We start from the raw sequence: 24,788 nt of genomic DNA, 5'->3' as shown, positions 1-24,788 counted from the left end.
ATAGTACCGAAACCTGGCGTAATGGCACTACAGCATTACGACGAGCCCGATGTGCTGCTCTGCTTTGTCGCTTCGGGGTTAGCCGTGAGCGTTTGCCGAGTGCTGTATTTGGTACCGCGTGCTGCGCCCGCCCCCTGGTAGTCGTGAAAGGCAGCCCTTCTCGACAAGATCGCTCAGATGACGCGTGGCGGTGGCCTTCGAGACCTTGGCCACGGCCTGGTATTGGGCGGCGCTGATGCCGTTCTCGAAACCTCTCTCGCCGCCATCGAGTAGGCGGTTAAGCACTTTGATCTGCTCGGCAGACAAGGCTTGGCTACGGTGAGCCTGCCAGAAGCGCGTCTTGACCAGCACGCGGTCGATACGAGCAAGGGCCTGCTCCAGGCTCTTGAGCAGCGTTGCGAGGAACCACTGCAGCCAGGCGGTGATATCCAGCGTGCCTTTCTGGCTCGCTTCCAGGATGCGGTAATAGCCGGCGCGGTCGTCGAGGATGCTCGCCGACATGGCGTAAAAACGGATGGCCTGCTGCTCGCCCTGAACCAGTGCCAGGTCGGTGATGGCGCGCGTAAGGCGGCCGTTACCGTCATCGAAGGGGTGCAGCGTAACGAACCAAAAGTGCGCAATGCCGGCCCTTAGGAACGGGTCGAGGCTGGCATCGCTGCGGCTGCTCTCGAACCAGGCAAGGAAATCGTCTAGTTGCTCCTCCAGCCCGGCGCGGGGTGGAGCCTCGAAATGCACAGTAGGGCGGTCGAGCCTGCCGGAAACTACCTGCATGGGTTCTTCGCCGCGCAGCATGCCGATGCGTAGCGGGCGGGTCAGCAGGTGGTCATCGCTGGGGAACAACCAACCATGCCATGTGAACAACCGCTGTAGATCGAGCGGCGGCTGATAGGCGCGGGTGGCATCGAGCATTAGTTCCGCCAGGCCTTCGGATCGAGAGGTGGTGCGGCCTTCTTCGTTCAGCCCCAGGCGCCGTGCCAGTGATGAGCGCACCGAGCCGACATTCAGCTGCTCACCCTCAATGGCGGATGAGGTGACGATGTTCTGCAGCATGGCATCCAGGCTGCTCTGCACCTCGGTGTCACTACCCACAGCGCCGAGCATCCCGAGTAGGCGGCCCTGAGCCTGGGCGCACGCGCGCAGCAGCGGGGCTAGCGGTTCGGCTTGCCAGCTGAATTGCGGCCAGTTGGGTTGCTGCCAAATCCAGAGCGGGTCATTCATGAGGGCTGCTCGTCTGTGAGCCGATTAGCGAGCTTATTCGGCTCATTTGATGAGTCGATAATGCCGGCTATTCGGCTCACTGTCTAATCCACAAGCCCGGAACTCACGTCTGCGAATCCGGCACGGCGTGGCTAGTGCATCAACCCGACGGGTTGATCGAGCGTTGGGATTTGCTCATTCGCTGCAGGCAGCCGGAGCCAACCCTGCACCCGGTCATTCTCGATATACCAGCAGGTCGTCCGCTTGCGGCGGCGCGGTACGTGAATTGCAACAGGCCGCGCCTGGCATTCAGGGCGCCGTCACCGACCTGTGGATCGAAGAAGTCTTTGGCATGCCCGTAGCTGTCCGGCATACGGTGGCCGTGGCGCTCGAAGTAGTAGCGTTTGACGAACTCAACGCACTGATAGCGAAGGCCCAGGTTGTAGCCGTCCTGCGTCAGGTTACGGCCTCGCACCGTGTGACCCCACCGTTGTAGTAAATGGCTACGCCGTTTAGCTCATCGAGCGGCTCGCCCACGGCATGCTGGGGTTGGGATCAATTCGGGTAGCAGCAGAATAAAGTCCCAGGGCAACCAGTGGCAGAACGGCCAGGCCTATGAGAGAGGTGCGTCGAAGGTTATTCATGGGTTTTACTATTTCTTCGCTTTATTTTGTAGACGTGCGCCACGTTCTGGTTGGCGCACTGGGGCGGTTATTCCGCAACTTCAAGCGTGTAGACGCGACGTGCCCTGAGGCCGGCGCACTGGGTGCCATAGGTGCCGGCGGATATATGCACTTCATAGGCGCCAGCCTTGATCGGAGTGCCGTTGATGTGCCCAGTCGGTTCGCGGTTTTGGTGATGGATACTCAGTCCATCGGGTAAGGGGTGGGCGTCACTTACATAGATGCCGTGGACAGGTGAAGAAGTATTGGTCACGCTGAGCTGTACGCTGTACGGGACTCCGACTTTGGCGGTTGGCAAGGCCTCCGGCAGCAGGGTCGGTTCGGGCCGCATTGCGCAGCTACCGACCACTCCACCGGACACGACTGTTTCACATCCCGCCAGCTGCAGCATTAAGCCGATGACGCAAAGTGCTTTCCGTAGCATATGGGGCGCTTTCCTCGTTATGGGGTTTTGCTGAATACGTCCCCGCCGTATATGTCATTGACGAGCTGACTAAGCGTATACGCGTGTCGTCCGCCCAGCTTTTGTCGCCTTCGCTAAATTGTGGCAATGATCACTGTCTGCTTTAAGCATCTGGCAGAGCGGGTAATAGTCGCGCCAGGCCACGATGCCATTTCTCCCTCATAGGCGGAAGACAAACCTGTACACCGGGTCGATCATTGGAAACCTTTCTCAAAGCCGTGCTGAGCATTCCCCCGAGCAAGTAGGCTGCCATGGTTGAGCAACCCTGCGAGTCCGCGGTAGAGGTCGGCAATGAAGTTATCGAAGCCGCGAAAACGAGCCCGCCTGGCGTGATGTAGCCAAACATATGGTGCATGTCTGGATCAAAAGGCATGGAGACATTGCGCAACCCCAAAGCCGCTCCGCATGTTCACGGCGTGGATACCGCTATCGAAGAAACAGGTTAGTCAGGACCGTGCAAGCCGGAGCACAGCCGAGAGGTGACCGGTCGCTCTGAATTACTGGCAACGGAGACTGAAACCATAATGCGCAGCTAATCGGCCAGATCCCCCGCAGCTGGACAAGCCAGCGGCTGCTGGCGAAGCGTGGGTAAGCTTAAGGCCATAGACTGGGTCAGGGCAGCATCAGCACGCGAGGTGTAAAACAGCGCGATGTTCTTCGAGTGGCAGTCAGCATTGCGCACCACGTAGTTGGTCAGCAACTGCCAGCCCAGGTGTTCGCGTTGCGCTTGCAGACGCTCAGCAGGGATGTAGTGACGCTTGGCACTCCACGCCCGCTCGGTGGTGGGCGTACTTTTCGTGGGTGGCAAGCCCGGGAGCCCACAGGCGTCTTAGACGTCGCAGCGGGGGATGCCTTGCTCGCCGACGTCCCTACGCCTGGCTAAGAAAGCGGTACCCGTAAAAATATTTTCGGACCAGAAAAAGAAAAGGCCAGCTACGAAAAGCTGGCCTAACTCTTTGATTTTTTTGGTGGGCCCACACGGACTCGAACCGTGGACCAAAGGATTATGAGTCCTCTGCTCTAACCAACTGAGCTATAGGCCCTCAGAGGCCGGCGGATTATACCGGTGCTGCTGCTGATGCGCCAAGCGAAGCTGAGCGTACGTCGTTGTTTTGTCTGGCCTTGAATGCAAAACCCCCGGCACGGGCCGGGGGTTCTGGTTTTACTCGTCGAGGAAGGAGCGCAAATGCTCGCTTCTCGTCGGGTGGCGCAGCTTGCGTAGCGCCTTGGCTTCTATCTGGCGGATCCGCTCGCGGGTGACATCGAACTGTTTGCCGACTTCCTCGAGGGTGTGGTCGGTGTTCATGTCGATGCCGAAGCGCATGCGCAGTACCTTGGCTTCACGGGCAGTGAGGCCGGAGAGCACTTCGCGAGTGGCTTCCTTGAGGCTCTCCACGGTCGCCACGTCGATCGGCGATTGCATGGCGGAGTCTTCAATGAAGTCGCCCAGATGCGAGTCTTCGTCGTCACCGATAGGGGTTTCCATGGAGATCGGCTCTTTGGCGATCTTCAGTACCTTGCGGATCTTGTCCTCGGGCATTTCCATGCGCTCGCCAAGCTCCTCGGGTGTGGGTTCGCGACCCATTTCCTGCAGCATCTGACGAGAGATGCGATTGAGCTTGTTGATCGTCTCGATCATGTGCACGGGGATGCGGATGGTCCGCGCCTGGTCGGCAATGGAGCGAGTGATCGCCTGGCGAATCCACCAGGTGGCGTAGGTCGAGAACTTGTAGCCGCGGCGGTATTCGAACTTATCCACCGCTTTCATCAGGCCGATGTTGCCTTCCTGAATCAGGTCGAGGAATTGCAGGCCGCGATTGGTGTACTTCTTGGCGATGGAGATAACCAGACGCAGGTTAGCCTCGACCATTTCTTTCTTCGCCCGGCGAGCCTTGGCCTCACCGATGGACATGCGACGGTTGATGTCCTTGATGTCAGTGATCAGCAGTGCGCATTCTTCTTCGAGTGCGAGCAGCTTTTCCTGGCAACGCTGGATATCTTCCTTGCGTGCGGCGATGGCTTCGGCGTACTTGCTTTTGCCGCTAGCCAACTGATCGGCCCAACCCAGGTCGGTCTCGTTGTTCGGAAACTGACGCAGGAAATCGGCGCGAGGCATGCGCGCGTCACGCACGCAGATCTGCATGATGGCGCGTTCCTGGGCGCGAACCTGGCCCAGGGCGCTGCGTACGCGTTCGACCAGCGCATCGTATTGCTTGGGGATGAGCTTGATCGGCATGAACAGCGTGGCCAGCTCCTGCAGCGCGTCGGTCGCTTGCTGACTGCCGCGGCCGTGCTTCTTCAGCGCTTTCTTGGCGGCTTCAAGTTGCTCAGCAACCGCGCCGAAGCGAACGCGAGCGACTTCCGGATCCGGACCGCCATCGCCTTCCTCTTCCTCGCTGTCGGAGTCGTCCTCTTCGTCGTCGTCCTTGTCATCTGCAGCCGGCTTTGCCGCTGTCTGCGGAGTGGCGGGTTCGACTTCCTGTTGCGGGCCGGCGGCGCCGTCGTCGTCAGGGTCGATATAGCCACTGAGGATGTCGGACAGACGGCCGCCTTCGGTGGTGACGCGCTCGTAGTCGGCGAGAATGCTGTCTACGGTGCCCGGAAAGTGGGCGATTGCGCTCATCACTTCGCGAATGCCTTCCTCGATGCGTTTGGCGATTTCGATTTCGCCTTCGCGGGTCAGCAGTTCGACGGTGCCCATTTCGCGCATGTACATGCGCACGGGATCTGTGGTGCGGCCGATGTCGGTTTCGACAGCGGCAAGCGCTGCTGCGGCTTCTTCGGCTGCGGCTTCATCGGTATCGGCTTCGGCCAGCAACAGGGCATCGGCATCCGGGGCGACCTCGAATACATTGATACCCATGTCGTTGATCATGCGAATGATGTCTTCCACCTGTTCCGGATCGGAAATATCCTCCGGTAGGTGGTCATTGACCTCGGCGTAAGTCAGGTACCCCTGCTCACGGCCACGCTGGATCAATTCTTTGAGACGGGACTGCTGTTGCGCTTTTCCGGACATATAACCCTATCCACTGACGGTTCTGGCGGGTTGAAAACAAGCTGACCATTATAGCCGAGCAAGGACCTCACGCGCCAGTTGAGGTCGATATAGCGGGTGTTGAGTTGCGATTTAACAAGTTGCGCAGCTGTTCTTTCTCCTCCGCGCTGAGTTCTCCCTGACGAGCTTTGCGGAGCAACGATTCGAGGCTGCGCTCGCGTTGCCTGGCGGCCAGGGTTGTTATGGTGTCGAAAAACTGTTGTTCAAGGTTATCGGCCGAGATCAGCCATTCTTTCTCGGCAAGTGCGCGTAAAAGGCGCCCTTGGTCGGTTCCGTGCCAGCGTGCGATCAACTGCAGGCTGCGCAGCTTGGGATTCTTTTGCAGTGTTCCAAGGAGCGCGACAAGGAGTTGCGCATAAGTGTCATCTTCTGCTGCGAAATGGCTGGCATCTTCGACTTTCTGGGCAAGCTCTGGATGGTGCAGTAGTGTCCGCAAAGTGGTCAGCGCCGGCGGTTCTACCGTGGCGGGCGTTCTCGGTTTGCGTGACTTGAAGTCTGGACGCTGACCGGGTTTTTTCCAGTCTTTCTTCCATTCTTTATTGTCGCTGCGCTTCGGTTGGGTAGCTTCCGGTGGTGCGTAGTAATCGCCTTCGTCATTCCCGGAGCCCGTGTCGTAATAGATGCTGTCATCGTATTCTGGAGCGGCGCTTGGTGATGCCGTGCTCATCTGTTGCAGAGCTTCGCTGTGCAAGCCCGTTATTTCGCCGAGGCGCTGGCGCATCAGTGCGCGCAGGTTGGCGCCGGGAATCTTCTCGATGAGCGGCGCCGCAAGCGTGGCCAGGTGGGCCTTGCCTTCCAGCGAGCGCGGATCGGCTTCTTCGCTGAGCTGCTGAAAGAAGTAGTCGGCCAGGGGTTGGGCCTGTTGCTGTATCCGTGCCATGAAGGCATCGGTGCCTTCGCTGCGCACCAGGGTGTCTGGATCTTCGCCTTCGGGCAAAAACAAAAAGCGTGCGCGACGGCCATCTTGCAGGTTTGGCAGCGTCGACTCCAGAGCGCGCCAGGCGGCCTTGCGCCCGGCAGCATCTCCGTCGAAGCAGAACAGCACGCTCGGCACGATACGAAATAGGCGCTTGAGATGCTCGTCGCTGGTGGCGGTGCCGAGTGTGGCAACGGCGTTGCGCAGACCCTGTTGGGCCAATGCGATCACATCCATGTAGCCTTCGACAACCATGATCTCGTCCAGGTCGCGGTTGGCCTTGCGGGCTTCGTAGAGGCCATACAGCTCCTGGCCTTTGTGGAACACTGGTGTTTCCGGGGAGTTCAGATACTTTGGCTTATCGTCGCCCAGTACACGACCGCCAAAGGCAATGACGCGGCCACGGCTATCGCGGATCGGAAACATCACTCGGTCGCGGAAGCGGTCGTAGCTCCTGCCGGTTTCGGCGTTTTCGATCAGCAGGCCGGCGTCGATCATCGCCTTCTGCTGGAGGGTATCGCCGCCCAGGTGTTTCATCAGGTTGTCCCAGCCGGGCGGTGCGAAGCCGAGGCCGAAATCCCTGGCGATAACCCCGGACAATCCGCGCCCCTTGAGATATTCCACGGCAGCCTTGCGGGCCGGGTGTCCCTTGAGGGCCTGGCGGTAATATTCGGCGGCGGCCTCAAGCAGCGGGTAGAGCGGCGAGTCTACGGGCTGACGCGGCTTGCGCCCCGGTCCGCTTTCCTCGCGAGGAACCTCCATGCCGGCGCGCTTGGCCAATTCCTCGACGGCCTGGGGGAACTCCAGGCTGTCGTGATCCATGATGAAGCCGAGCGCATTGCCGCCAGCGCCGCAGCCGAAGCAGTAATAGAACTGCTTGTCGGGGCTGACGCTGAAGGATGGGGTCTTTTCCTTGTGGAACGGGCAGCAAGCGGTGTAGTTCTTGCCCGCTTTTTTCAATTGGATGCGCGAACTCACCACCTCGACAATGTCGGAGCGGTTGAGCAGGTCATCAATGAATGATTGCGGGATCAAGCCGGCCATAGGGGTATGAGAATACGCTCGCGGTGTTCGGGCCGGAATGAAAAAAACTCCGGCCATTCGCCAGCTGGCGAAGCGGAGTCTATTTCAATGCAAAGCCCGACATATGCCGGGCTTGATGCAGCTTCAGTTGTACTGGATCAGTACAGGCGAACGCTGCGGCGCTGTTCGCGCTGCACTTTCTTGGCGTGACGCTTGACTGCGGCAGCAGCTTTACGCTTGCGCTCGGCAGTGGGCTTTTCGTAGAACTCACGGCTGCGGACTTCAGCCAGAACACCGGCTTTTTCGCAAGAACGCTTGAAGCGACGCAGAGCTACGTCGAATGGTTCGTTCTCTTTAACTTTAACGTTGGGCATCCAGGACGTACCTTCACTTGTTTACCGGTTACAACGCGCTTCGGCAAATATCGCGAGCACGCTGGTTTTAAGGGTTGCGGATGTTAACGCCTTGCCGCATGGAATGCAAAGCCCCCTTAGCGAAAAGCGCTGGTCGGTCGGCGCTTGCGACGATTAATATGCACGGCTTCATTCGCTTCTCTGGAAGGTTGTACCCATGCTGGTGCTGGGGCTGGAAACTTCATGCGACGAGACCGGTGTCGCGCTGTACGACAGTGAGCGCGGCCTGTTGGCCGACGCTCTGTTCAGTCAGATCGACCTTCACCGCGTCTATGGTGGGGTGGTGCCGGAGCTGGCCTCGCGCGATCACGTCAAGCGGATGCTGCCACTGATCCGCCAGGTGCTCGCCGAAGCCGACCGCGAGGCGAGTCAGATCGATGCGGTGGCCTACACCGCTGGTCCTGGCCTGGTCGGTGCGTTGCTGGTCGGGGCCTCCTGCGCGCAGGCGATGGCGTTTGCCTGGGGTGTGCCGGCGGTCGGCGTGCATCATATGGAAGGGCACCTCTTGGCGCCAATGCTCGAAGAGCAGCCGCCAGCGTTTCCGTTCGTCGCGCTGCTGGTGTCCGGCGGGCATACGCAACTGGTTCGAGTCGACGGGATTGGTCGCTACGAGCTGCTGGGCGAGTCGGTGGACGATGCGGCCGGTGAGGCGTTCGACAAGACGGCGAAGCTGATGGGGCTGCGTTATCCCGGAGGTCCCGAAATCGCGCTACTCGCCGAGCGCGGTACGCCGGGCCGCTTCGTCTTTCCCCGCCCCATGACCGATCGGCCCGGGCTGGATTTCAGTTTCAGCGGCCTAAAGACCTCGACCCTTACGACCTGGCAGCAATGCCGTAACGCTGGCGACGATGGTGAGCAGACGCGTTGCGATATCGCGCTGGCCTTCCAGCAAGCGGTGGTCGAAACGCTGACCATCAAATGCCGACGCGCTCTACAGCAGACGGGCCTGAAGAATTTGGTGATCGCCGGTGGCGTGAGCGCCAATCTGGCGCTACGTCAGAGCCTCGAAGGAATGCTCGGTGAGCTGAAGGGCCAGGTGTTTTATGCGCGGCCCCGCTTCTGTACCGACAATGGTGCGATGATCGCGTATGCCGGTTGTCAGCGCTTGCTGGCAGGGCAGCAGGACGGGCCGGAGATTTCCGTTCAGGCGCGCTGGCCGATGGAGACACTCGCGGCGGTATGAACGGCTTGTCGCTTAGAAATGCCGCTCTGTGCCGGCGAACAGGTCGCGCAGATTGCTCCGATGACGCCAGGCGATCAGGGCGGCTAGTAGCGCCATGGGCAAGAACGCGTCAGGCTGTTGCCAGGCCAGCAGCGGCAGGCAGAGCGGTAGTGCGGCAAGTGCGGCCAGTGAGCTGGTTCGGGTTATCTTGAATACCACCAGCCAGATGGTCAGAGCCAGCAATGCGGTCGGCGGGTTCAATCCGAGCAAGGCGCCAGCGGCAGTGGCAACGCCCTTGCCGCCACGAAAACGAAAATACAGCGGATACAGATGGCCCAGCACTGCCGCGAGGGCAATCCAGGCTTGTTGTTCGATAGGTAGGCCTAGCGCTTGGGCGAGCAACACTGGCAGAAGCCCCTTGAGCAGGTCGCCGAATAAGGTGCCGATTGCCAGGCGTCTGCCGGCGAGTCGCAGCATATTGGTGGCGCCGGGATTACCGGAGCCACTGGCTCGCGGATCGGGTGCACCGGTCAGGCGACTTAGTAGAATGGCGAACGACAGCGAACCGGTCAGATAGGCGAGTAGTGTCAGTTGCCAGAACATGGCATCCATCCGGGGCAGGGAGCTCCTGAGTCTAACGGCGCGCACCGAAGTTGTCGTGTCGTGGGAGAGAGTTGCGTGGATACAGTTTTCATCGAGGGGCTGGAAGTGGATACGCTGATCGGCGCCTATGATTGGGAGCGTGGCATTCGACAGTGCCTGCGTCTGGATCTGACCCTCGGCTGGGACATTCGTCCCGCCGCGGAAAATGACGAGCTGGATAAGGCCCTGGACTATGCAGAAGTGACTGCCGCCATCGATCGGTTCGCGCAGGCTTCGCGCTTCGAGCTGGTGGAGACCTTTGCCGAGCGGCTGGCTGCTGACCTGATGAGCCAGTTCGGCATCCCCTGGCTGCGGCTGCGGGTCACCAAACCGGGCGTCAATACACGCGCTTCGGCGCTGGGCGTGGAGATCGAACGCGGATGTCGCTGACTCGTGTACTGCTAGGGCTGGGCAGCAATAACAAGCGCGAGCAGAATCTGACTGCCGGTCTCGATGCGCTGGCGCAACTGCTTGGCGACATGCGTTGCTCTGCCGTCTTCGAAAGCCTCGCAGTGGGCTACAAGGGCGACAATTTCTACAATCTGGTCGTGTCCGGAACCACCGAACTGCCGTTGATGGAGCTGGATCGTCGGCTCAAGTTCATCGAGGCGGACAACGGCCGCTACGCGCCTGACCGAAAAGGTCTACCGCTGGACATCGATGTATTGATGTACGGCGACCTGACGGGCAATTTCAATGGCTTGGAACTGCCGCGTCCAGAGACGCTGAAAAATGCCTTCGTGCTCTGGCCACTGGCGCTACTGGCGCCAGATGTGATGCATCCGCGTGCGGGGCGGAGCTTCGCCGAGCTGTGGCGCGATTCGACCATCGAGCAGCAGCTCTGGCCGGTGCCGTTCCAGTGGAAAGGCACGCAGCTGACGCCTATGGCGCTGATAGCGTCAGCGCCTCGCGCAGACACCTGAAGGCGGCTGTGATCAGCTAGCCGCTGTTCGGGTCGCTCGGTGCTTCGCCAGCGTTGCTCTGCTGCCTCCGCTGATAGGCCTGCACGGCCAGCAAACGTGCGCGTTTGAGCGCCTCGCCCAGTTCCGCTGCCTGATAACCCTGCTCGATCAGTGGTTTCGCCTGTACGCCGCGAGCCGCCTCGGCCGCGCCGCGCAAGTAGTCGGCCTGAAGGTAGTCGGTAGGTTCGGGGGCGGCGCGGCCACGCGCATCCATCTCGCAGGCGGCAATGAACTGCTCGAAGCGCTCCGGACGACGGTAGATGTCGAAGTGCTGAAGCATTTCGAACAGCGCCTGGGCGGGCAGCTCCGGTGCCCGGTGCGCGCACGGGCAAAACTCCCCGGCCAGCATGGCCAGATCCTGGCAATCGCGTGGAACCTTGTATCGAGCGCTGAGCGCTGCGATCAGCGGCAGGCCCGCCTTGTCGGCCGGCGGATCCCGGTCATCCACTACCGTCCCGCCCAGATGCTGCAGCAGGCAGGCCCAACGCACCGTCAGCGGTTGTGCGTGCATTGCGTTCTGCCGCAGCACCTCGAGCACGTGATCACCGAGGGTGGCTTCAGCGTTACCTGAGCGCGGTTGCGACACGCTGAATAATCCATCGATCTCCGGGAAAAGCTCCTTCAGGGCGCCGCAATCGCGCAGCACCTGCACGAACACATCGGGGCGGGGCTCCATTAGCGCGCGCGAGATTTCTTTCCAGCTACGCTCCGGTGTCAGCGCCTGGAGCTCCCCCGATTCGGCGAGCTGTCGCATCAGCGCTTGGGTTTCAGCGGCGACGCTGAAACCGAGTTCGGCATAGCGGGCGGCGAAGCGCGCCACGCGCAGCACCCGCAAGGGATCTTCGGCAAAGGCGGGGGACACGTGTCTGAGCTGGCGCGCGGCCAGGTCGGCCTGGCCGTCGTAGGGATCGATCAGATGACCCCGCTCATCCTCGGCCATGGCATTGATGGTCAGGTCGCGGCGGGCGAGGTCTTCCTCGAGCGTGACGTCAGCGCTGGCGTAGAAGGTGAAACCGCCGTAGCCGCGTCCGCTCTTGCGCTCCGTGCGGGCAAGCGCGTATTCCTCGCCGGTAGCAGGGTGCAGAAACACCGGGAAGTCCGCGCCCACCGGGCGAAAGCCCTTGGCCTGCATTTCCTCGGCGCTGGATCCGACCACCACCCAATCCACCTCGGTGACGGGCCGTCCCAGCAACCGATCACGTACCGCTCCGCCGACTTTGTAGATCTGCATGTAGTCCTCCGTTCCGGCGGAGGATAAACGAAAGCCTCGCGGCAGCAAGCCGCGAGGCTCCTGAGGGGCACTGCGCCGAGTCGATCAGATCGGTGGTAGCGCCAGATTCATGCCGGGGAATTTGCCTTCGGCCTCCGGGTCGACGACCCTCGGCGGCATGTGATGAGTCGTGACCAGCTTGTCGTCTTGCATCGATTGCAGATGCACATCGAAGCCCCAGAGCCGGTGCAGGTGCTTGAGCACCTCATCGGTCGAGCTGCCCAGGGGTTTGCGGTCGTGTTGCTGATGACGCAGGGTCAGCGACCGATCGCCGCGACGATCAACGCTCCAGACCTGAACGTTGGGTTCGCGATTGCCCAGGTTGTACTGCGCCGCCAGTAATTCGCGGATGGCGTGATAGCCATTCTCGTCATGGATGGCAGGGACCAGCAGCTCGTCCTTGTGATCATCATCGAGGATGCTGAACAGTTTGAGGTCGCGAATGACCTTCGGTGACAGGAATTGCAGGATGAAGCTCTCATCCTTGAAGTTGTTCATTGCGAATTTCACGGTGGTCAGCCAGTCGCTACCGGCGATATCCGGGAACCAGCGCTTGTCTTCTTCCGTGGGTTTTTCGCAGATCCGGCGAATATCCTGATACATGGCGAACCCCAGGGTGTAGGGATTGATGCCGCTGTAGTAGGGGCTGTCGAAACCGGGTTGATAAATCACGCTGGTATGCGACTGGAGAAACTCCATCATGAAGCCGTCGGTTACCAGTCCTTCGTCGTACAGATCGTTGAGCAAGGTGTAATGCCAGAAGGTCGCCCAGCCTTCGTTCATCACCTGGGTCTGGCGCTGTGGATAGAAATACTGGGCGATCTTGCGCACGATTCGCACCACCTCTCGCTGCCAGGGCTCCAGCAACGGTGCGTGTTTCTCGATGAAGTAGAGGATGTTCTCCTGCGGTTCGGCCGGGAAGCGCTGGTCGCGTTTGCGCTCGTCGCCTTTTTCACCAAATTTTGGAATCGTTCGCCAAAGGTCGTTGATCTGCTTTTGCAGGTGCTCTTCGCGATCCTTCTGCCGCCGTCGTTCTTCCTCGGCAGAAATCGGGTAGGGGCGCTTGTAGCGATCGACACCATAGTTCATCAGCGCATGACAGGAGTCGAGCAGATCCTCCACTGCATCGATGCCGTGGCGTTCCTCGCACTGCATGATGTACTGCTTGGCAAACACCAGGTAATCGATGATCGAGCTGGCGTCGGTCCAGGTGCGGAACAGGTAGTTGCCCTTGAAAAAGCTGTTGTGGCCGTAGCTGGCATGGGCAATCACCAGCGCCTGCATGGTGATGGTGTTCTCTTCCATCAGATAGGCGATACACGGATCGGAGTTGATCACGATCTCGTACGCCAAGCCCATTTGGCCTCGGGTATAGGATTTTTCAGTGCTGAGAAAATGTTTGCCGTAGGACCAGTGGTGATAGCCGAGCGGCATGCCTACCGACGCGTAGGCATCCATCATCTGTTCGGCCGTGATGACTTCGATCTGGTTTGGGTAGGTGTCCAGCGCATAGCGCTCAGCGATGCGACCGATCTCGCGGTCGTAGGCGCGGATCAGCTCGAAGGTCCATTCCGAGCCGGTGGAAATGGGCTGTCGTTTCATGCTGCGTACCTCAGCTAGCCATGCGCCGCTGGAAAAGCTCGCGAAACACCGGATAGATGTCTCCCGCGGTCACCAGTTGCTGCTGGGCGAACGAGTCACCGAAGGCTTCGGCCACCTGGTTATATTCGTACCACAGCGCCTGATGTTCGCGAGGGGTGATTTCGACATAGGTGAAATACTGGACGAACGGCATGATCTGGTTGACCAGGATGTCTCTGCAGATCGGCGAATCGTCGTTCCAGTTATCGCCGTCCGAAGCCTGCGCGGCGTAGATGTTCCACTCGTTAGCCGGATAACGCTCGGCCATGATCTCCTGCATCATTTTCAATGCGCTGGAGACGATGGTGCCGCCGGTTTCCCGCGAGTAGAAGAATTCCTCCTCGTCGACCTCTTTGGCGCTGGTGTGGTGGCGGATGAACACCACGTCGATCTTGTCGTAGTTCCGCTTGAGGAACAGATAAAGAAGGATGAAGAAGCGCTTGGCGATGTCCTTGGTGGCCTGGGTCATGGAGCCGGACACGTCCATCAGACAGAACATCACCGCCTTGGAACTGGGGTTGGGGTGCTTGACCAGCAGGTTGTACTTGAGGTCGAAGGTGTCGAGAAACGGAACACGGTGAATGCGTGCGCTGAGCCGCTCTATTTCTTCCTCGGCGGCCTGGATGTCGGTGAAATTGGCAGGCTCTTCGAGCTTCAGGCGTGCCAGTTCGGCCTTCACCTCACGCAGTTTGGCGCGACTGCTGCCCGACAGCGCGATGCGGCGCGCATGGGCCGAGCGCAGCGTGCGCACGATATTGATACGCGACGGATTGCCTTCGTTGCTGATGCCGGCGCGGACCGTCTTGAAGGTGTCGGTGCCGGTCAGGTGGCGTTTGACCAGATTGGGCAGCTCCAGGTCCTCGAACATGAAGTCGAGAAATTCCTCCTGGGTAATCTGAAACACGAAGTCATCCATGCCTTCGCCACTGTTGCTGGCCTTGCCTGCGCCCTGGCCTGCGCCGCCACCCTGCGGTCGGGGGATGCGTTCACCGGCGACGAATTCCTTGTTGCCGGGATGCACGATGGTCTGCTTCCCGCCGCGACCGTGGTGGAGTATCGGCTCATCGATGTCACGACCAGGAATGCTGATCTGCTCGCCGTGCTCCATGTCGGTGATGGAGCGACGACCCACGGCCTCCTCCACGGCCTTCTTGATGTGTCCTCGGTATCGCTGCAGGAATCGTTGGCGATTCACTGTGCTTTTGTTCTTGCCGTTCAGACGGCGGTCGATCACGTAACTCATAGGCCCCTCCGGGGCAGCTTCAAGCGGGAAGCCAGAGGCTGGAAGCGCCAACAACGCCGCAAGCGCACGCTTTGCTTGTGCTTCCGGCGTTCAGCCATCCAGCTCCGGCTGCTCTCACTGCGATTTACGTACCCGCAGATACCATTCCGATAGCAGGCGTACCTGTTTTTCGGTATAGCCGCGTTCGACCATGCGCACGACGAAATCGTTGTGCTTCTTCTGATCCTCCTTGCTGGCTTTGGCGTTGAAGCTGATGACCGGTAGCAAGTCCTCGGTGTTGGAGAACATCTTCTTCTCGATCACTACCCGCAGTTTCTCGTAGCTGAGCCAGGATGGATTCTTGCCGTTGTTGTTGGCGCGAGCACGCAGTACGAAATTGACGATCTCGTTGCGGAAATCCTTCGGATTGCTGATGCCAGCTGGTTTCTCGATCTTCTCCAATTCTTCGTTGAGTGCAGCCCGGTTGAGAATTTCGCCGGTTTCGGGGTCGCGGTACTCTTGGTCCTGAATCCAGAAATCGGCATACAGCACGTAACGGTCGAAAATGTTCTGGCCGTACTCGCTGTAAGACTCCAGATAGGCGGTCTGGATTTCCTTGCCGATGAAGTCCACGTAGCGCGGCGCCAGGTATTCCTTGATGAAGCGCAGGTAGCGCTCGCGCACCTCGGCAGGGAACTGTTCCTGCTCGATCTGCTGTTCCAGCACATAGAGCAGGTGCACCGGGTTGGCGGCGATCTCGTGCGGATCGAAGTTGAATACCTTGGACAGGATCTTGAAGGCGAAACGGGTCGAGAGCCCGTTCATGCCCTCGTCGACACCGGCGGTGTCACGGTATTCCTGGATCGACTTGGCCTTGGGGTCGGTGTCCTTGAGGTTTTCGCCATCGTAGACCCGCATCTTCGAGTAGATGTTGGAGTTTTCCGGCTCCTTCAGCCGGCTCAGCACCGAGAACTGCGCCAACATTTTCAGCGTGTCGGGCGCGCAATGGGCTTTGGATAGCGAGCTATTGAACAGCAGTTTGTCGTAAATCTTGATCTCGTCGGTGACCCGCAGGCAGTACGGCACCTTGACGATGTAGATGCGGTCGATGAAGGCTTCGTTGTTTTTGTTGTTGCGGAAGGTGTGCCACTCCGACTCGTTGGAGTGGGCCAGCAGGATGCCGTTGTAGGGAATCGCGCCGAGGCCTTCGGTGCTGTTGTAGTTGCCTTCCTGGGTCGCGGTCAGCAGCGGATGCAGCACCTTGATCGGCGCTTTGAACATCTCGACGAACTCCATCATGCCCTGGTTGGCACGGCAGAGGGCGCCCGAGTAGCTGTACGCGTCGGCATCGTTCTGTGGGAATTCCTCCAGCTTGCGGATATCCACCTTGCCCACCAGGGCGGAAATGTCCTGGTTGTTCTCGTCACCGGGCTCGGTCTTGGCAATGGCGATCTGATTGAGAATAGAGGGATAAAGCTTGACCACACGGAACTGGCTGATGTCGCCGCCGAATTCCTGCAGGCGCTTGGTCGCCCAGGGTGACATGATCGAGCTGAGGTAGCGACGCGGAATGCCGTAGTCCTCCTCAAGGATCTGTGCATCTTCAGCCGGGTTGAACAGCCCCAGGGGCGACTCGAACACCGGCGAGCCCTTGATCGCATAGAAGGGTACGCGCTCCATGAGCTGTTTGAGCTTTTCGGCGAGAGAGGACTTGCCGCCGCCCACCGGGCCGAGCAAGTAGAGAATCTGCTTCTTCTCTTCCAGCCCCTGCGCGGCATGCCGGAAATAGGACACGATCTGATCGATGCAGTCTTCCATCCCGTGGAAATCCTCGAACGCGGGATAGCGACGGATCACCTTGTTGGAAAAGATCCGCGACAGTCGCGGGTCAGTCGAGGTGTCGATCAGTTCGGGCTCGCCGATCGCCATCAGCAGGCGCTCGGCCGCCGTAGCGTAGGTACCCCGGTCTTCCTTGCACAGGTCGAGGTATTCCTGAAGCGAATATTCCTCCTGGCGAGTTGCTTCGAATCGTTGCTGGAAATGGCTGAAAATGCTCATGACTTCACCTCGGACGATGCTCGGAGCCGGTGTTGTCATCAGGCATTCAGGTGCGGCCGACTTGTCGGCCTTGGAGTCCCCCCGAACACCTAATGGTCGAAAACCTGAGGCCCGGTAGCCGGTACACGGCTTTCATTTGTTTGGATGGCCTGAACTGAAGGATAGTTCGGATTCAGCAAATTCAAGGGAAGAGAGACGTTTTTACCGCTGCGTTTCGTCGGATTGGCCGCGCAAGGCCGCGCCATGCGCGGCGTTCGGGGCCGATGTTTTTTTACTGTGGATCGCCTTGCTCGACGTCCTGTGGAAAAGTCTGGCGCCACAGCTCGAAGCCGCCGTCGAGGCTGTAGACGTCGGAGAAGCCCTGGTTGATCAGGTAGGCGGCGGCACTCTGGCTGGAGTGGCCGTGGTAGCAGGTGACGACGAGCGGGTGGTCGAGATCAGCGGCCGCAATGAAGTCCGGCAAGGATTGATTGTCGAGATGTGTCGAGCCGGTGATATGACCGCTGGTGTAGCTGTGCGCGTCGCGAATATCGACGATCACACCGCCATTGTTGCGCAGCGCCTGGGCCTGCTCCGGTGAGATGCGTTTGAAGTCAGTCATGGGTCGCCTCGCAATCGCAGCGGTGCATTTCTCCGCTGTCTAGATTCATTAGAGTCATGGTGTTGCCCCACACGCAACCGGTATCCAGTGCATACACATTGGGCTCGTCGCAGTGACCTTCCAGTGCAGCCCAATGGCCGAAGATGATCTTGCAGCCACGGGTCTTGCGAGTGGGATGGCTGAACCAGGGCGCGAAGCCCGGTGGGGCCGAGTCGAGTCCTTCCTTGGCTTGCAAGTCGAGCGTACCGTCGGCTTTGCAGAAGCGCATACGGGTGAAATAGTTGGTGATCAGGCGCAGCCGCGGCACGCCGTGCAGTTCCTTGTTCCATTTGGCGGGCTGGTTGCCGTACATGCCGTCGAGGAAGGGCGGCAGCATGGCGTCATCGCGCAATGCCTGTTCCACCTCGGAGGCTCGCCTCAGGGCCTTCGCCAGCGTCCATTGCGGCGGGATGCCGGCATGGACCATGGTCGTTTCCCGCCCGGTATCGTGATGGATCAGCTTCTGTTGACGCAGCCAGTTGATCAGGTCGGCTCGGTCGGGTGCATCGAGGATCGGCTGGAGCGTGTCGGATCTTTTCAGCCGCTCGACATTGTGCGCAACGGCCAGCAGATGCAGATCGTGATTGCCCAGCACCGTGACGCCCGAACTACCCAGATCGCGTACGAAACGCAGTGCTTCGAGCGATTGCGGACCGCGGTTGACCAGATCCCCGGCGAGCCAAAGACAGTCGCGAGAGGGGCTGAAGTCGACCTGCTGCAGCAGGCATCTGAGGGGTTCGAGGCAACCTTGCAGGTCGCCGACAGCATAGGTAGTCAATGCAAGGCTCCGGGAACGGCCAGCCGGAAGGGGGCGATCTCGGCTTCGAAGCGGTGTCCGTCTTCGGCGAGCATCTGGTAGCTGCCCTGCATGGTGCCGACGCGGGACGTCATCAGCGTGCCGCTGGTATAGACGTGACGCTGACCCGGTGCGATCACCGGCTGTTCGCCGACGACGCCGGCACCGCGCACTTCCTGCACCTGACCGTCACCATCGGTAATGATCCAGTGGCGAGACAGTAGCTGGGCAATGAGCTGGCCCTTGTTTTCGATCGTTACCCTGTAGGCAAAGGCATAACGGTTTTGTTCCGGCTGCGACTGGTCGGCGAGGTAGGTTGGGCTGACGCTGACGTCGATCCGGTAGCGCTGGTCTTCAGGCATGGGGTCTCCTGTGGATGGGGTCGCCTTCAGACGCGGGCGCAGCTGTGGGCGGAAAGTTGATCTGACAATCTTACGAACGCCGCGAGATCCAGCTGTTCCGGGCGCAGGCTGCCATCGACATCGGCCGCGGCGATCGCGTCTGCATCGAGCAGGCCTTTGAGTGTATTGCGTAGCGTCTTGCGACGCTGATTGAAGGCCTGGCGAACCACGGTTTCCAGCTGGCGATGGTCGCGCGCCGGATGCGGCAGTACCTCATGCGGCACCAGGCGCACGATGGCCGATTCCACCTTCGGCGCTGGGTTGAAGGCGCCGGGGCCGACGTTGAACAGATGTTCGACGCGACAGTGGTACTGCACCATGATCGACAGGCGTCCCCAGTCGCCACCACCTGGCTGCGCTGCGAGCCGTTCGACCACCTCCTTCTGCAGCATGAAATGCATGTCGCGGATCAGCGCGGCGTGGTCGAGCAGATGAAAGATCAGCGGTGTGGAGATGTTGTAAGGCAGATTACCGACGATGCGCAAACTCGCCGGTTCCCGGCTCAGCTTCGCGAAATCGAACTTCAAAGCATCGCCCTGATGCAGTGAGAAATTGTCTCGGTAGGCGAATTTCTGCTGGAGGATCGGGATAAGGTCCAGGTCCAGTTCGACCACGTCCAAGTGTGCGCCACTGTCGAGCAGGCCTTCGGTCAGGGCGCCCTGGCCCGGTCCAATCTCCACCATGCGCTCACCCTGCTTGGCATGGATGGCGCGCAGGATGCGATGAATCACGCCAGCATCGTGAAGAAAGTTCTGACCGAAGCGCTTTCGCGCGCGGTGTTGATAGTTCTCGGACATGGACAGCAGTACCCAGGAGCAGCTTGAAGCAGGAAGCTTGAAGCGAAAGGTGCGCAGTTTAACAGGCTGGGGTGGCTGTCGCTTTTTGCGTCGCCTCGAACCCATGCTCGGTGAATGCGATCGACCCCGCGTTGGCCAAGTGGAATAGGGCGGATGTTACGTTCATATCCACCTGGCATCGCTGGGGCGTGAATCATCGACAGGCGTCGAACAGCATCATAGAGCTATTCGCCATACCGAGCTTCCAGCTATCTAGCCATCTGATAGGCCGTTTCCAGCGCCACCTGCAGGCTGCCGGTATCGATTCGGCCGGTGCCGGCGAGATCCAGCGCAGTACCGTGATCGACCGAAGTCCGTACGATCGGCAGACCGAGGGTGACATTGACGGCCGCACCGAAGCCCTTGTATTTGAGTACCGGCAATCCCTGGTCGTGATACATCGCCAGCACTGCATCGCAGTGATCGAGGTGCTTGGGGGTGAACAGAGTGTCGGCGGGCAGCGGGCCGATCAGGTCGAGCCCCTCGCGACGAAGCGCTTCCAGGGTCGGCTCGATGATTTCGATTTCTTCGCGACCCAGATGCCCGCCCTCGCCAGCGTGAGGGTTGAGCCCGCAGACCAGAATACGGGGATGGGCGATGCCGAACTTCTCCACCAGATCGCTGTGCAGAATGCGTGTCACGCGCTGCAGGCGCTCGGAAGTGATGGCGTCAGCGACTTCCTTGAGCGGGAGATGCGTGGTCACCAGTGCGACCCGCAGCCCGTGGGTGGCGAGCATCATCACCACCTGCTCAGTGCTTGTCAGCTCCGCCAGAAACTCGGTGTGCCCAGAGAATGGAATACCCGCCTCGTTGATGACCCCCTTGTGCACTGGCGCGGTGATCATCCCGGCGAAACTGCCATCTAGGCAGCCTTTTCCGGCGCGTTGCAGGGTGGTAAGCACGTAGTGGGCGTTGGTCGGGCTGAGCTGACCGCTGGTTGCGGCAGAGGCCAGAGGTGTATCCCAGACATACAGACTGCCCGCTGGTGCCGGCTGGTCCGGCCAGTGCAGGGGTGTCACCTCGATCAGCGTGATGTTCAGCCCTAGCTCGGTAGAGCGGGTACGCATCAGCTCAATGCTGGCGATGGCGATCAGGACGTGAGGCTGACTGTCGCGCGCGAGCAACAGGCAGAGGTCGGGACCGATGCCGGCGGGCTCGCCGGGGGTCAGGGCGAAGCGTTTGACGGTCATGTCGATCTGCCTTCAGAGGTAAAAAAAACGGGCCGGCCAAATTGGCAGGCCCGCTGTGGCGTGCACCGACCCAGTCGGTATCAGATCTTGATTTCGACGTAGGCCTCATCGCGTATCTGGCGCAGCCAGGCTTGCAGCTCTTCTTCATATTTGCGGTTGCGCAGCAGTGACAACGCCTGTTGCTCGCGGAACTCCTCGCTGGAGTCGGTGGCGCGGCGCCCAAGCACCTCAAGGATATGCCAGCCAAAAGGGCTCTTGAAGGGTTCGGACAGCTGGCCATTCGGGGTGTTAGCCATGACTTCGCGGAACTCGGGGACCAGCGAACTCGGATCGATCCAGTTCAGGTCGCCACCGTTGAGCGCCGAGCCCGGATCTTCAGAGAAATTTTTTGCCAGTTCGGCGAAGCTCTCGCCAGCCAGTATACGATCGCGCAGGCGCTCTACCAGGCGACGGCTTTCCTCTTCGCTGCGGATCTGGCTCGGCTTGATCAGGATATGACGGACATGGACCTCGTCGCGTACCTGGGTATCGCCGCCGCGCTTGTCCAACACTTTGAGCAGAATGAACCCTGGCGGCGTGCGGACCGGTTGGGTGAAGTCACCGACGTTCATGGCTCTGACTTCGGTGTCGAACGGCGGAGGCAGCTGAGCGGCTTTGCGCCAGCCCATGTCGCCGCCCTCCAGTGCGTTCTCGCTGGCGGAACGAGACACCGCCAGCTTGGCGAAGTCCGCTCCATTCTGCAGTTGTTCGTAAGTATCCCGGGCGGTTTTCTCCGCGGCCTGGATGGCAGCTGAGTCGGCTGATTCCGGCACGGGAATCAGGATGTTGGCCAGTCGGTATTCCTCCGAAAGCTGCAGCTTGCCCAGGTCCGATGCCAGAAAGTTTTCCACTTCCTGGTTAGACACTTGAACACGCTCGGCAATGCGGCGTTGACGCACGCGGCTGATGACCATCTCCCGGCGAATCTGCTCGCGGGCGGTGTCCAGGCTCAGCCCGTCGCGCTCGAGGGCGGCGCGGAACTGGTCGAGGCTCATGTTGTTGCGCTGGGCGATGGTGGCCATGGCCTGGTTGAGCTCTTCATCCGAGATGCGGATGCCTGAGCGCTCACCGATTTGCAGCTGGAGGTTCTCGGTGATCAGGCGCTCGAGCACCTGCTGCTGCATGACGTCGCGCGGGGGCATTTCGGCGCCGCGCTTCTCGATTGTCTGCTCGACCTCGCGAATGCGCTGGTCCAATTGGCTCTGCATGATGACGTCGTTATCGACGATGGCGACGATACGGTCGAGTGCGCGCACCTCGGCGCCGGCCGAGGCGACGAGCGTGGCATTGCCTAGCAAGAACGCGCCCACCAGCAGTGGGCGCAGGTAATCAGAAAGCTTGATCTTCACGTTCACGGTAACCTTGTATGCCTTCGTCGAGGAATGTCTCGGTCGAGCTGCCGAAGACGCCGCCGAGTCCCTTGAGGACGATTTGCAGGAAGATGCCGTTGTCCGGCTCGTCGTTCTGCGATGGGTTGAGACTGGTTTCGTCGTAATCGATCCAGTAGCGGTTGATCAGACGCAGCTTCCAGCAGCAGCTGTCGTACTCGAAACCACCAAAGGCTTCCAGGGTACGGTTGCGGCTGTAGTCATGCTGCCAGCGTGCGATCACGCTCCACTGTGGCAGGATCGGCCAGATGGTGGAAATGTCGTGCTGGTTGATCTTGTAGTAGTCCTTGATGTATTCGGGTGTTCCCGGCGTGCCGTAGTCACCGCCGTAGGTCCACAGACCCGTGGCCTGGTCGAAACGGACGGTGTCGTTGCGGTAGCGGTAGCCAATATTGACGATCTTGTTCGGATTGTCGGCCGGCTGGTAGTGCCACATCGCGCTGCCGGAACGGGTGCTGTGAGTATCCGGGTCCCAGTTGAAGGTGGACGTGAAGCGCCAGTCCCGGTTGTAGCGGTACATGTATTCCAGGGCATAAGGCGATACCGACGAGGTCGCATTGGAACGCGTGCGATAGTCGATGCCGCGCAGCTGGACCTTGCGGTCTTCGAAGTAGAAGGCCTGGCCGATGCTCAGGCGCTGGCGCTCGAACCCGTTCGGTTCGATCCAGCGATTGGTCACGCCAAGCGATACCTGGTTGGCGTCACCGATGCGGTCTTTACCGGAGAACCGATTGTCACGCCACAGCGAGGAGTAGCTGAAGGTGCTTTCGCCAGTGTCGAAGATCGGAATGTCGTCCTGGTCCTCTTCCGGCACATAGAGATAGAACAGCCGCGGCTCGAGGCTCTGACGATAGTCCTTGCCGAACCACTGGGTGTCACGATCGAAATAGAGGCCGCTGTCGACACTGAAGATCGGCACGCTGCGGTTCTGTGACTGGTCGAACGATTCGTAGGCTGCCAGGGTTTGCCTGCCACGCGCGTCAAGGTCCAGATCGTATTGGGTATAAGCGTACTTGAGCGAAGGCTTGACGAAGCCCCAAGTCCAGTCGAGCGGCAGGCTGACGCCCGGTTCCAGATGCAGACGCTCGCCTTCGGCACGGGCCAGGCCTCGCAGGCGATCGTCGTACCAACGATGCTCCGGCAGACCGGTGTTGCCATCCTCGTCAGTGAAAAAACCGTCGCGCAAGCTGCGCTGGAAACTCACGAACTCGGTGTTGTAGGCGAAGCGCAAACCCCCTGGCTGGAACGGCAGCGCGCCATTGAGCGTCAGCTGAGGCAGGCGTTCATAAGGCGTGACGTCGGCGATGGTGGCGCGTTCGTAAGCGTGCACGTTCAGGCGAGCGGTGTAAGTTTCGCCGCGATAGCTCAGGGTGCCACGCTGATCGAGGTGGTCTGGCTGATCAATGCCCAGCTGGGTGTCCAGATCCTGGAAATAATACGGATCGCTGATGTCGGTATAGTCGACTTCTGCCAGCCAGCGACGATCCAGGCCGGTCCGGTGCTGCCAGCTGTACATCCAGCGCTGATCTTCGTATTCGGACTGCAGCTCGCGATCGTCGTTACTGTCATCCAGATAAGCCGCGCCGAACTGCCCTTCGCTGCTGCGGGTCAGGTAGCGGAACTCGCCCTCCATCAACAGGCCGCGATCGGTCATATAGTTCGGATAGACCGTGGCGTCGAAGTTCGGCGCCAGGTTGAAATAATAGGGCGTGATCAATGACAGCCCGGTATCGCTGGATGAGCTGATGCTGGGTGCGAGGAAGCCGGATTGGCGGCGATCGTCGATCGGAAAATAAATGTAAGGCGTGTAGAACACCGGGACGCCCTTGACCCGGAGCGTCACGTTGGTCGCCGAGCCAAAGCCGGTCGCTGGGTTCAAGGTGACGTTGTTGCCTTGCAGATACCAGTCGTTGTCGCCTGGTTCACAGCGGGTGTAGGTCCCGTCCTTGAGGCGGATGATGGCGTCTTCGGTGCGCTTGGCGTACTGCGCGCTGCCGCGGACTTTGCCTTCATGGACCACGTATTCAGCGTTCTCGACCTGGGCTTCACCGGTATCGAGGAAGAGTTCGGCGCGGTCGCCGACCATGAGCGCGCCGCGATCACGCAGACGAACGTTGCCTTTCAGCTCGCCGCGGTTCTCCAACTGATACAGGCTGGCTTCGTCGGATTCGGCCTGGATGCTGCCTTGACGCAACACCACGTCACCGGCCAGCGTCGCGACCTCCTGCTGTTGTTCGTAGCGCGTCGCTTTCGCCGAGACGTAAGTCGGCGCGTCGCTCATCGGGGTCTCATCGAACCGACCAGGACGGTTCGGTTCAACATAAGTACCGGCACAATAGGGGCCGGTCTCGGCCAGTTGCGCATTGGTCAGCTGGTCACGCGGGACCCAGTCCAAGTGGCTGTAATCAGCGCTGCGCGAGGCCAGCGCGCGACCTTTGCTCTCGGTCACCAACTTGGTGGTGGCTACCTGGGGTTCACCCTTGCTGCTGCGCGGTTGTGTAGCGCTGGCGGTGTCGCTCGCAGCGCTACCGCGATGAACGGGACGAGGCGGCAGCTCGGGGTTGGCGGCATCGGAGGTGCAGCTCCAGCCTCCACCCGCACCAGGCTGGCAGGCAAACTGCTCGGCTGCGATTACAAGAGGAGTCGCTACGGGTTGCAATGCGAGCAAGCCGCCGGTAACCAGTAGGGGGAATTTTTTACGAAAAGCGGGATATTTGACTGCCATCTTGTTTTTTGGGTCCGTGCTTGCGGCGAGCCATCGGCCGGGCTGGGCCGCACGCCTCTCGAT

22 protein-coding genes and 1 tRNA gene are annotated in these 24,788 nt (G+C 60.2%); 3 read left to right on the top strand and 20 right to left on the bottom strand.

The annotated features are described in order from the left end of the window. Window positions 1-78: 78 nt before the first annotated feature. The 8 genes from ACL0K2_RS10835 to rpsU form a co-directional block, all read right to left on the bottom strand. The gene (locus tag ACL0K2_RS10835) at window positions 79-1,218 is read right to left on the bottom strand and encodes a Fic family protein (RefSeq protein ID WP_413044377.1); all 1,140 of its coding nucleotides are present in this window, start codon (window positions 1,216-1,218) and stop codon (window positions 79-81) included. 139 nt (window positions 1,219-1,357) lie between these two features. Then, entirely contained in the window at window positions 1,358-1,672 is a 315-nt protein-coding gene (locus ACL0K2_RS10830; RefSeq protein WP_413044376.1) for a hypothetical protein, read from the bottom strand. A 236-nt stretch (window positions 1,673-1,908) separates the two neighbouring features. Further along, window positions 1,909-2,211 (bottom strand): putative Ig domain-containing protein, encoded by a 303-nt coding sequence (locus ACL0K2_RS10825; RefSeq protein ID WP_413044375.1) that lies wholly within the window; start codon window positions 2,209-2,211, stop codon window positions 1,909-1,911. 664 nt (window positions 2,212-2,875) lie between these two features. Continuing rightward, window positions 2,876-3,151 carry a hypothetical protein gene (locus tag ACL0K2_RS10820; RefSeq protein WP_413044374.1) on the bottom strand — a complete coding sequence of 92 codons (276 nt, stop codon included), beginning with the start codon at window positions 3,149-3,151 and terminating at the stop codon, window positions 2,876-2,878. Between the two features lie 158 nt (window positions 3,152-3,309). After that, a tRNA-Ile gene (locus ACL0K2_RS10815) sits at window positions 3,310-3,386 on the bottom strand. Between the two features lie 119 nt (window positions 3,387-3,505). Beyond that, the gene (gene rpoD / locus ACL0K2_RS10810) at window positions 3,506-5,362 is read right to left on the bottom strand and encodes an RNA polymerase sigma factor RpoD (RefSeq protein ID WP_239610247.1); all 1,857 of its coding nucleotides are present in this window, start codon (window positions 5,360-5,362) and stop codon (window positions 3,506-3,508) included. A gap of 67 nt (window positions 5,363-5,429) precedes the next feature. After that, entirely contained in the window at window positions 5,430-7,361 is a 1,932-nt protein-coding gene (gene dnaG / locus ACL0K2_RS10805) for a DNA primase (protein ID WP_413044373.1), read from the bottom strand. A 137-nt stretch (window positions 7,362-7,498) separates the two neighbouring features. Beyond that, window positions 7,499-7,714 (bottom strand): 30S ribosomal protein S21, encoded by a 216-nt coding sequence (rpsU, locus tag ACL0K2_RS10800; protein WP_003283508.1) that lies wholly within the window; start codon window positions 7,712-7,714, stop codon window positions 7,499-7,501. A 196-nt stretch (window positions 7,715-7,910) separates the two neighbouring features. Here rpsU and tsaD point away from each other — a divergent pair, with 196 nt between their 5' ends. Continuing rightward, window positions 7,911-8,936: a tRNA (adenosine(37)-N6)-threonylcarbamoyltransferase complex transferase subunit TsaD gene (gene tsaD / locus ACL0K2_RS10795; protein WP_045160529.1), complete on the top strand. Its 1,026-nt coding sequence runs from the start codon at window positions 7,911-7,913 to the stop codon at window positions 8,934-8,936. A gap of 12 nt (window positions 8,937-8,948) precedes the next feature. Here the strand turns inward: tsaD and plsY are convergent, their stop codons facing one another. After that, a complete protein-coding gene (gene plsY / locus ACL0K2_RS10790; RefSeq protein WP_045160578.1) occupies window positions 8,949-9,518 on the bottom strand; it encodes a glycerol-3-phosphate 1-O-acyltransferase PlsY in 570 nt (189 codons plus the stop codon). Between the two features lie 75 nt (window positions 9,519-9,593). Between plsY and folB the strand changes: the two genes are divergently transcribed. Further along, complete coding sequence (folB, locus tag ACL0K2_RS10785) at window positions 9,594-9,947, top strand: dihydroneopterin aldolase (protein WP_045160530.1); 354 nt, start codon at window positions 9,594-9,596, stop codon at window positions 9,945-9,947. Then, window positions 9,938-10,480, top strand: coding sequence for a 2-amino-4-hydroxy-6-hydroxymethyldihydropteridine diphosphokinase (gene folK / locus ACL0K2_RS10780; RefSeq protein WP_239610249.1), 543 nt, complete (start codon window positions 9,938-9,940; stop codon window positions 10,478-10,480). The genes folB and folK overlap by 10 nt, the downstream gene beginning before the upstream one ends. Before the next feature lie 16 nt (window positions 10,481-10,496). Here the strand turns inward: folK and ACL0K2_RS10775 are convergent, their stop codons facing one another. The 11 genes from ACL0K2_RS10775 to ACL0K2_RS10725 form a co-directional block, all read right to left on the bottom strand. Continuing rightward, a complete protein-coding gene (locus ACL0K2_RS10775; RefSeq protein ID WP_413044372.1) occupies window positions 10,497-11,750 on the bottom strand; it encodes a multifunctional CCA addition/repair protein in 1,254 nt (417 codons plus the stop codon). An 84-nt stretch (window positions 11,751-11,834) separates the two neighbouring features. Further along, window positions 11,835-13,391 (bottom strand): SpoVR family protein, encoded by a 1,557-nt coding sequence (locus ACL0K2_RS10770; protein WP_045160533.1) that lies wholly within the window; start codon window positions 13,389-13,391, stop codon window positions 11,835-11,837. Window positions 13,392-13,401: 10 nt separating this feature from the next. Continuing rightward, a complete protein-coding gene (locus ACL0K2_RS10765; protein ID WP_045160534.1) occupies window positions 13,402-14,673 on the bottom strand; it encodes a YeaH/YhbH family protein in 1,272 nt (423 codons plus the stop codon). Between the two features lie 114 nt (window positions 14,674-14,787). After that, the gene (locus ACL0K2_RS10760) at window positions 14,788-16,710 is read right to left on the bottom strand and encodes a PrkA family serine protein kinase (RefSeq protein ID WP_045160535.1); all 1,923 of its coding nucleotides are present in this window, start codon (window positions 16,708-16,710) and stop codon (window positions 14,788-14,790) included. Window positions 16,711-16,981: 271 nt separating this feature from the next. Further along, on the bottom strand, window positions 16,982-17,311 hold the full coding sequence (gene glpE, locus ACL0K2_RS10755) for a thiosulfate sulfurtransferase GlpE (protein WP_045160536.1): 330 nt from the start codon (window positions 17,309-17,311) through the stop codon (window positions 16,982-16,984). Next, complete coding sequence (locus ACL0K2_RS10750; protein WP_413044371.1) at window positions 17,304-18,128, bottom strand: symmetrical bis(5'-nucleosyl)-tetraphosphatase; 825 nt, start codon at window positions 18,126-18,128, stop codon at window positions 17,304-17,306. The genes glpE and ACL0K2_RS10750 overlap by 8 nt, the downstream gene beginning before the upstream one ends. Continuing rightward, window positions 18,125-18,508 carry a Co2+/Mg2+ efflux protein ApaG gene (apaG, locus tag ACL0K2_RS10745; RefSeq protein ID WP_045160538.1) on the bottom strand — a complete coding sequence of 128 codons (384 nt, stop codon included), beginning with the start codon at window positions 18,506-18,508 and terminating at the stop codon, window positions 18,125-18,127. Before apaG ends, ACL0K2_RS10750 begins: the two co-directional genes overlap by 4 nt. A gap of 26 nt (window positions 18,509-18,534) precedes the next feature. Next, window positions 18,535-19,344, bottom strand: a complete 810-nt coding sequence (gene rsmA, locus ACL0K2_RS10740) for a 16S rRNA (adenine(1518)-N(6)/adenine(1519)-N(6))-dimethyltransferase RsmA (RefSeq protein ID WP_045160579.1) — start codon at window positions 19,342-19,344, stop codon at window positions 18,535-18,537. 248 nt (window positions 19,345-19,592) lie between these two features. Further along, on the bottom strand, window positions 19,593-20,573 hold the full coding sequence (gene pdxA / locus ACL0K2_RS10735) for a 4-hydroxythreonine-4-phosphate dehydrogenase PdxA (protein WP_045160539.1): 981 nt from the start codon (window positions 20,571-20,573) through the stop codon (window positions 19,593-19,595). 80 nt (window positions 20,574-20,653) lie between these two features. Beyond that, window positions 20,654-21,961: a peptidylprolyl isomerase gene (locus ACL0K2_RS10730; RefSeq protein ID WP_045160580.1), complete on the bottom strand. Its 1,308-nt coding sequence runs from the start codon at window positions 21,959-21,961 to the stop codon at window positions 20,654-20,656. Next, window positions 21,942-24,725: an LPS-assembly protein LptD gene (locus tag ACL0K2_RS10725; RefSeq protein WP_413044370.1), complete on the bottom strand. Its 2,784-nt coding sequence runs from the start codon at window positions 24,723-24,725 to the stop codon at window positions 21,942-21,944. Before ACL0K2_RS10725 ends, ACL0K2_RS10730 begins: the two co-directional genes overlap by 20 nt. Window positions 24,726-24,788: the final 63 nt, after the last annotated feature.

The organism is Pseudomonas sp. YJ42, assembly GCF_047225135.1.
GTDB classification, from domain to species: Bacteria; Pseudomonadota; Gammaproteobacteria; order Pseudomonadales; family Pseudomonadaceae; genus Stutzerimonas; species Stutzerimonas stutzeri_E.
This window is presented reverse-complemented; position numbering and strand designations above follow the sequence as displayed.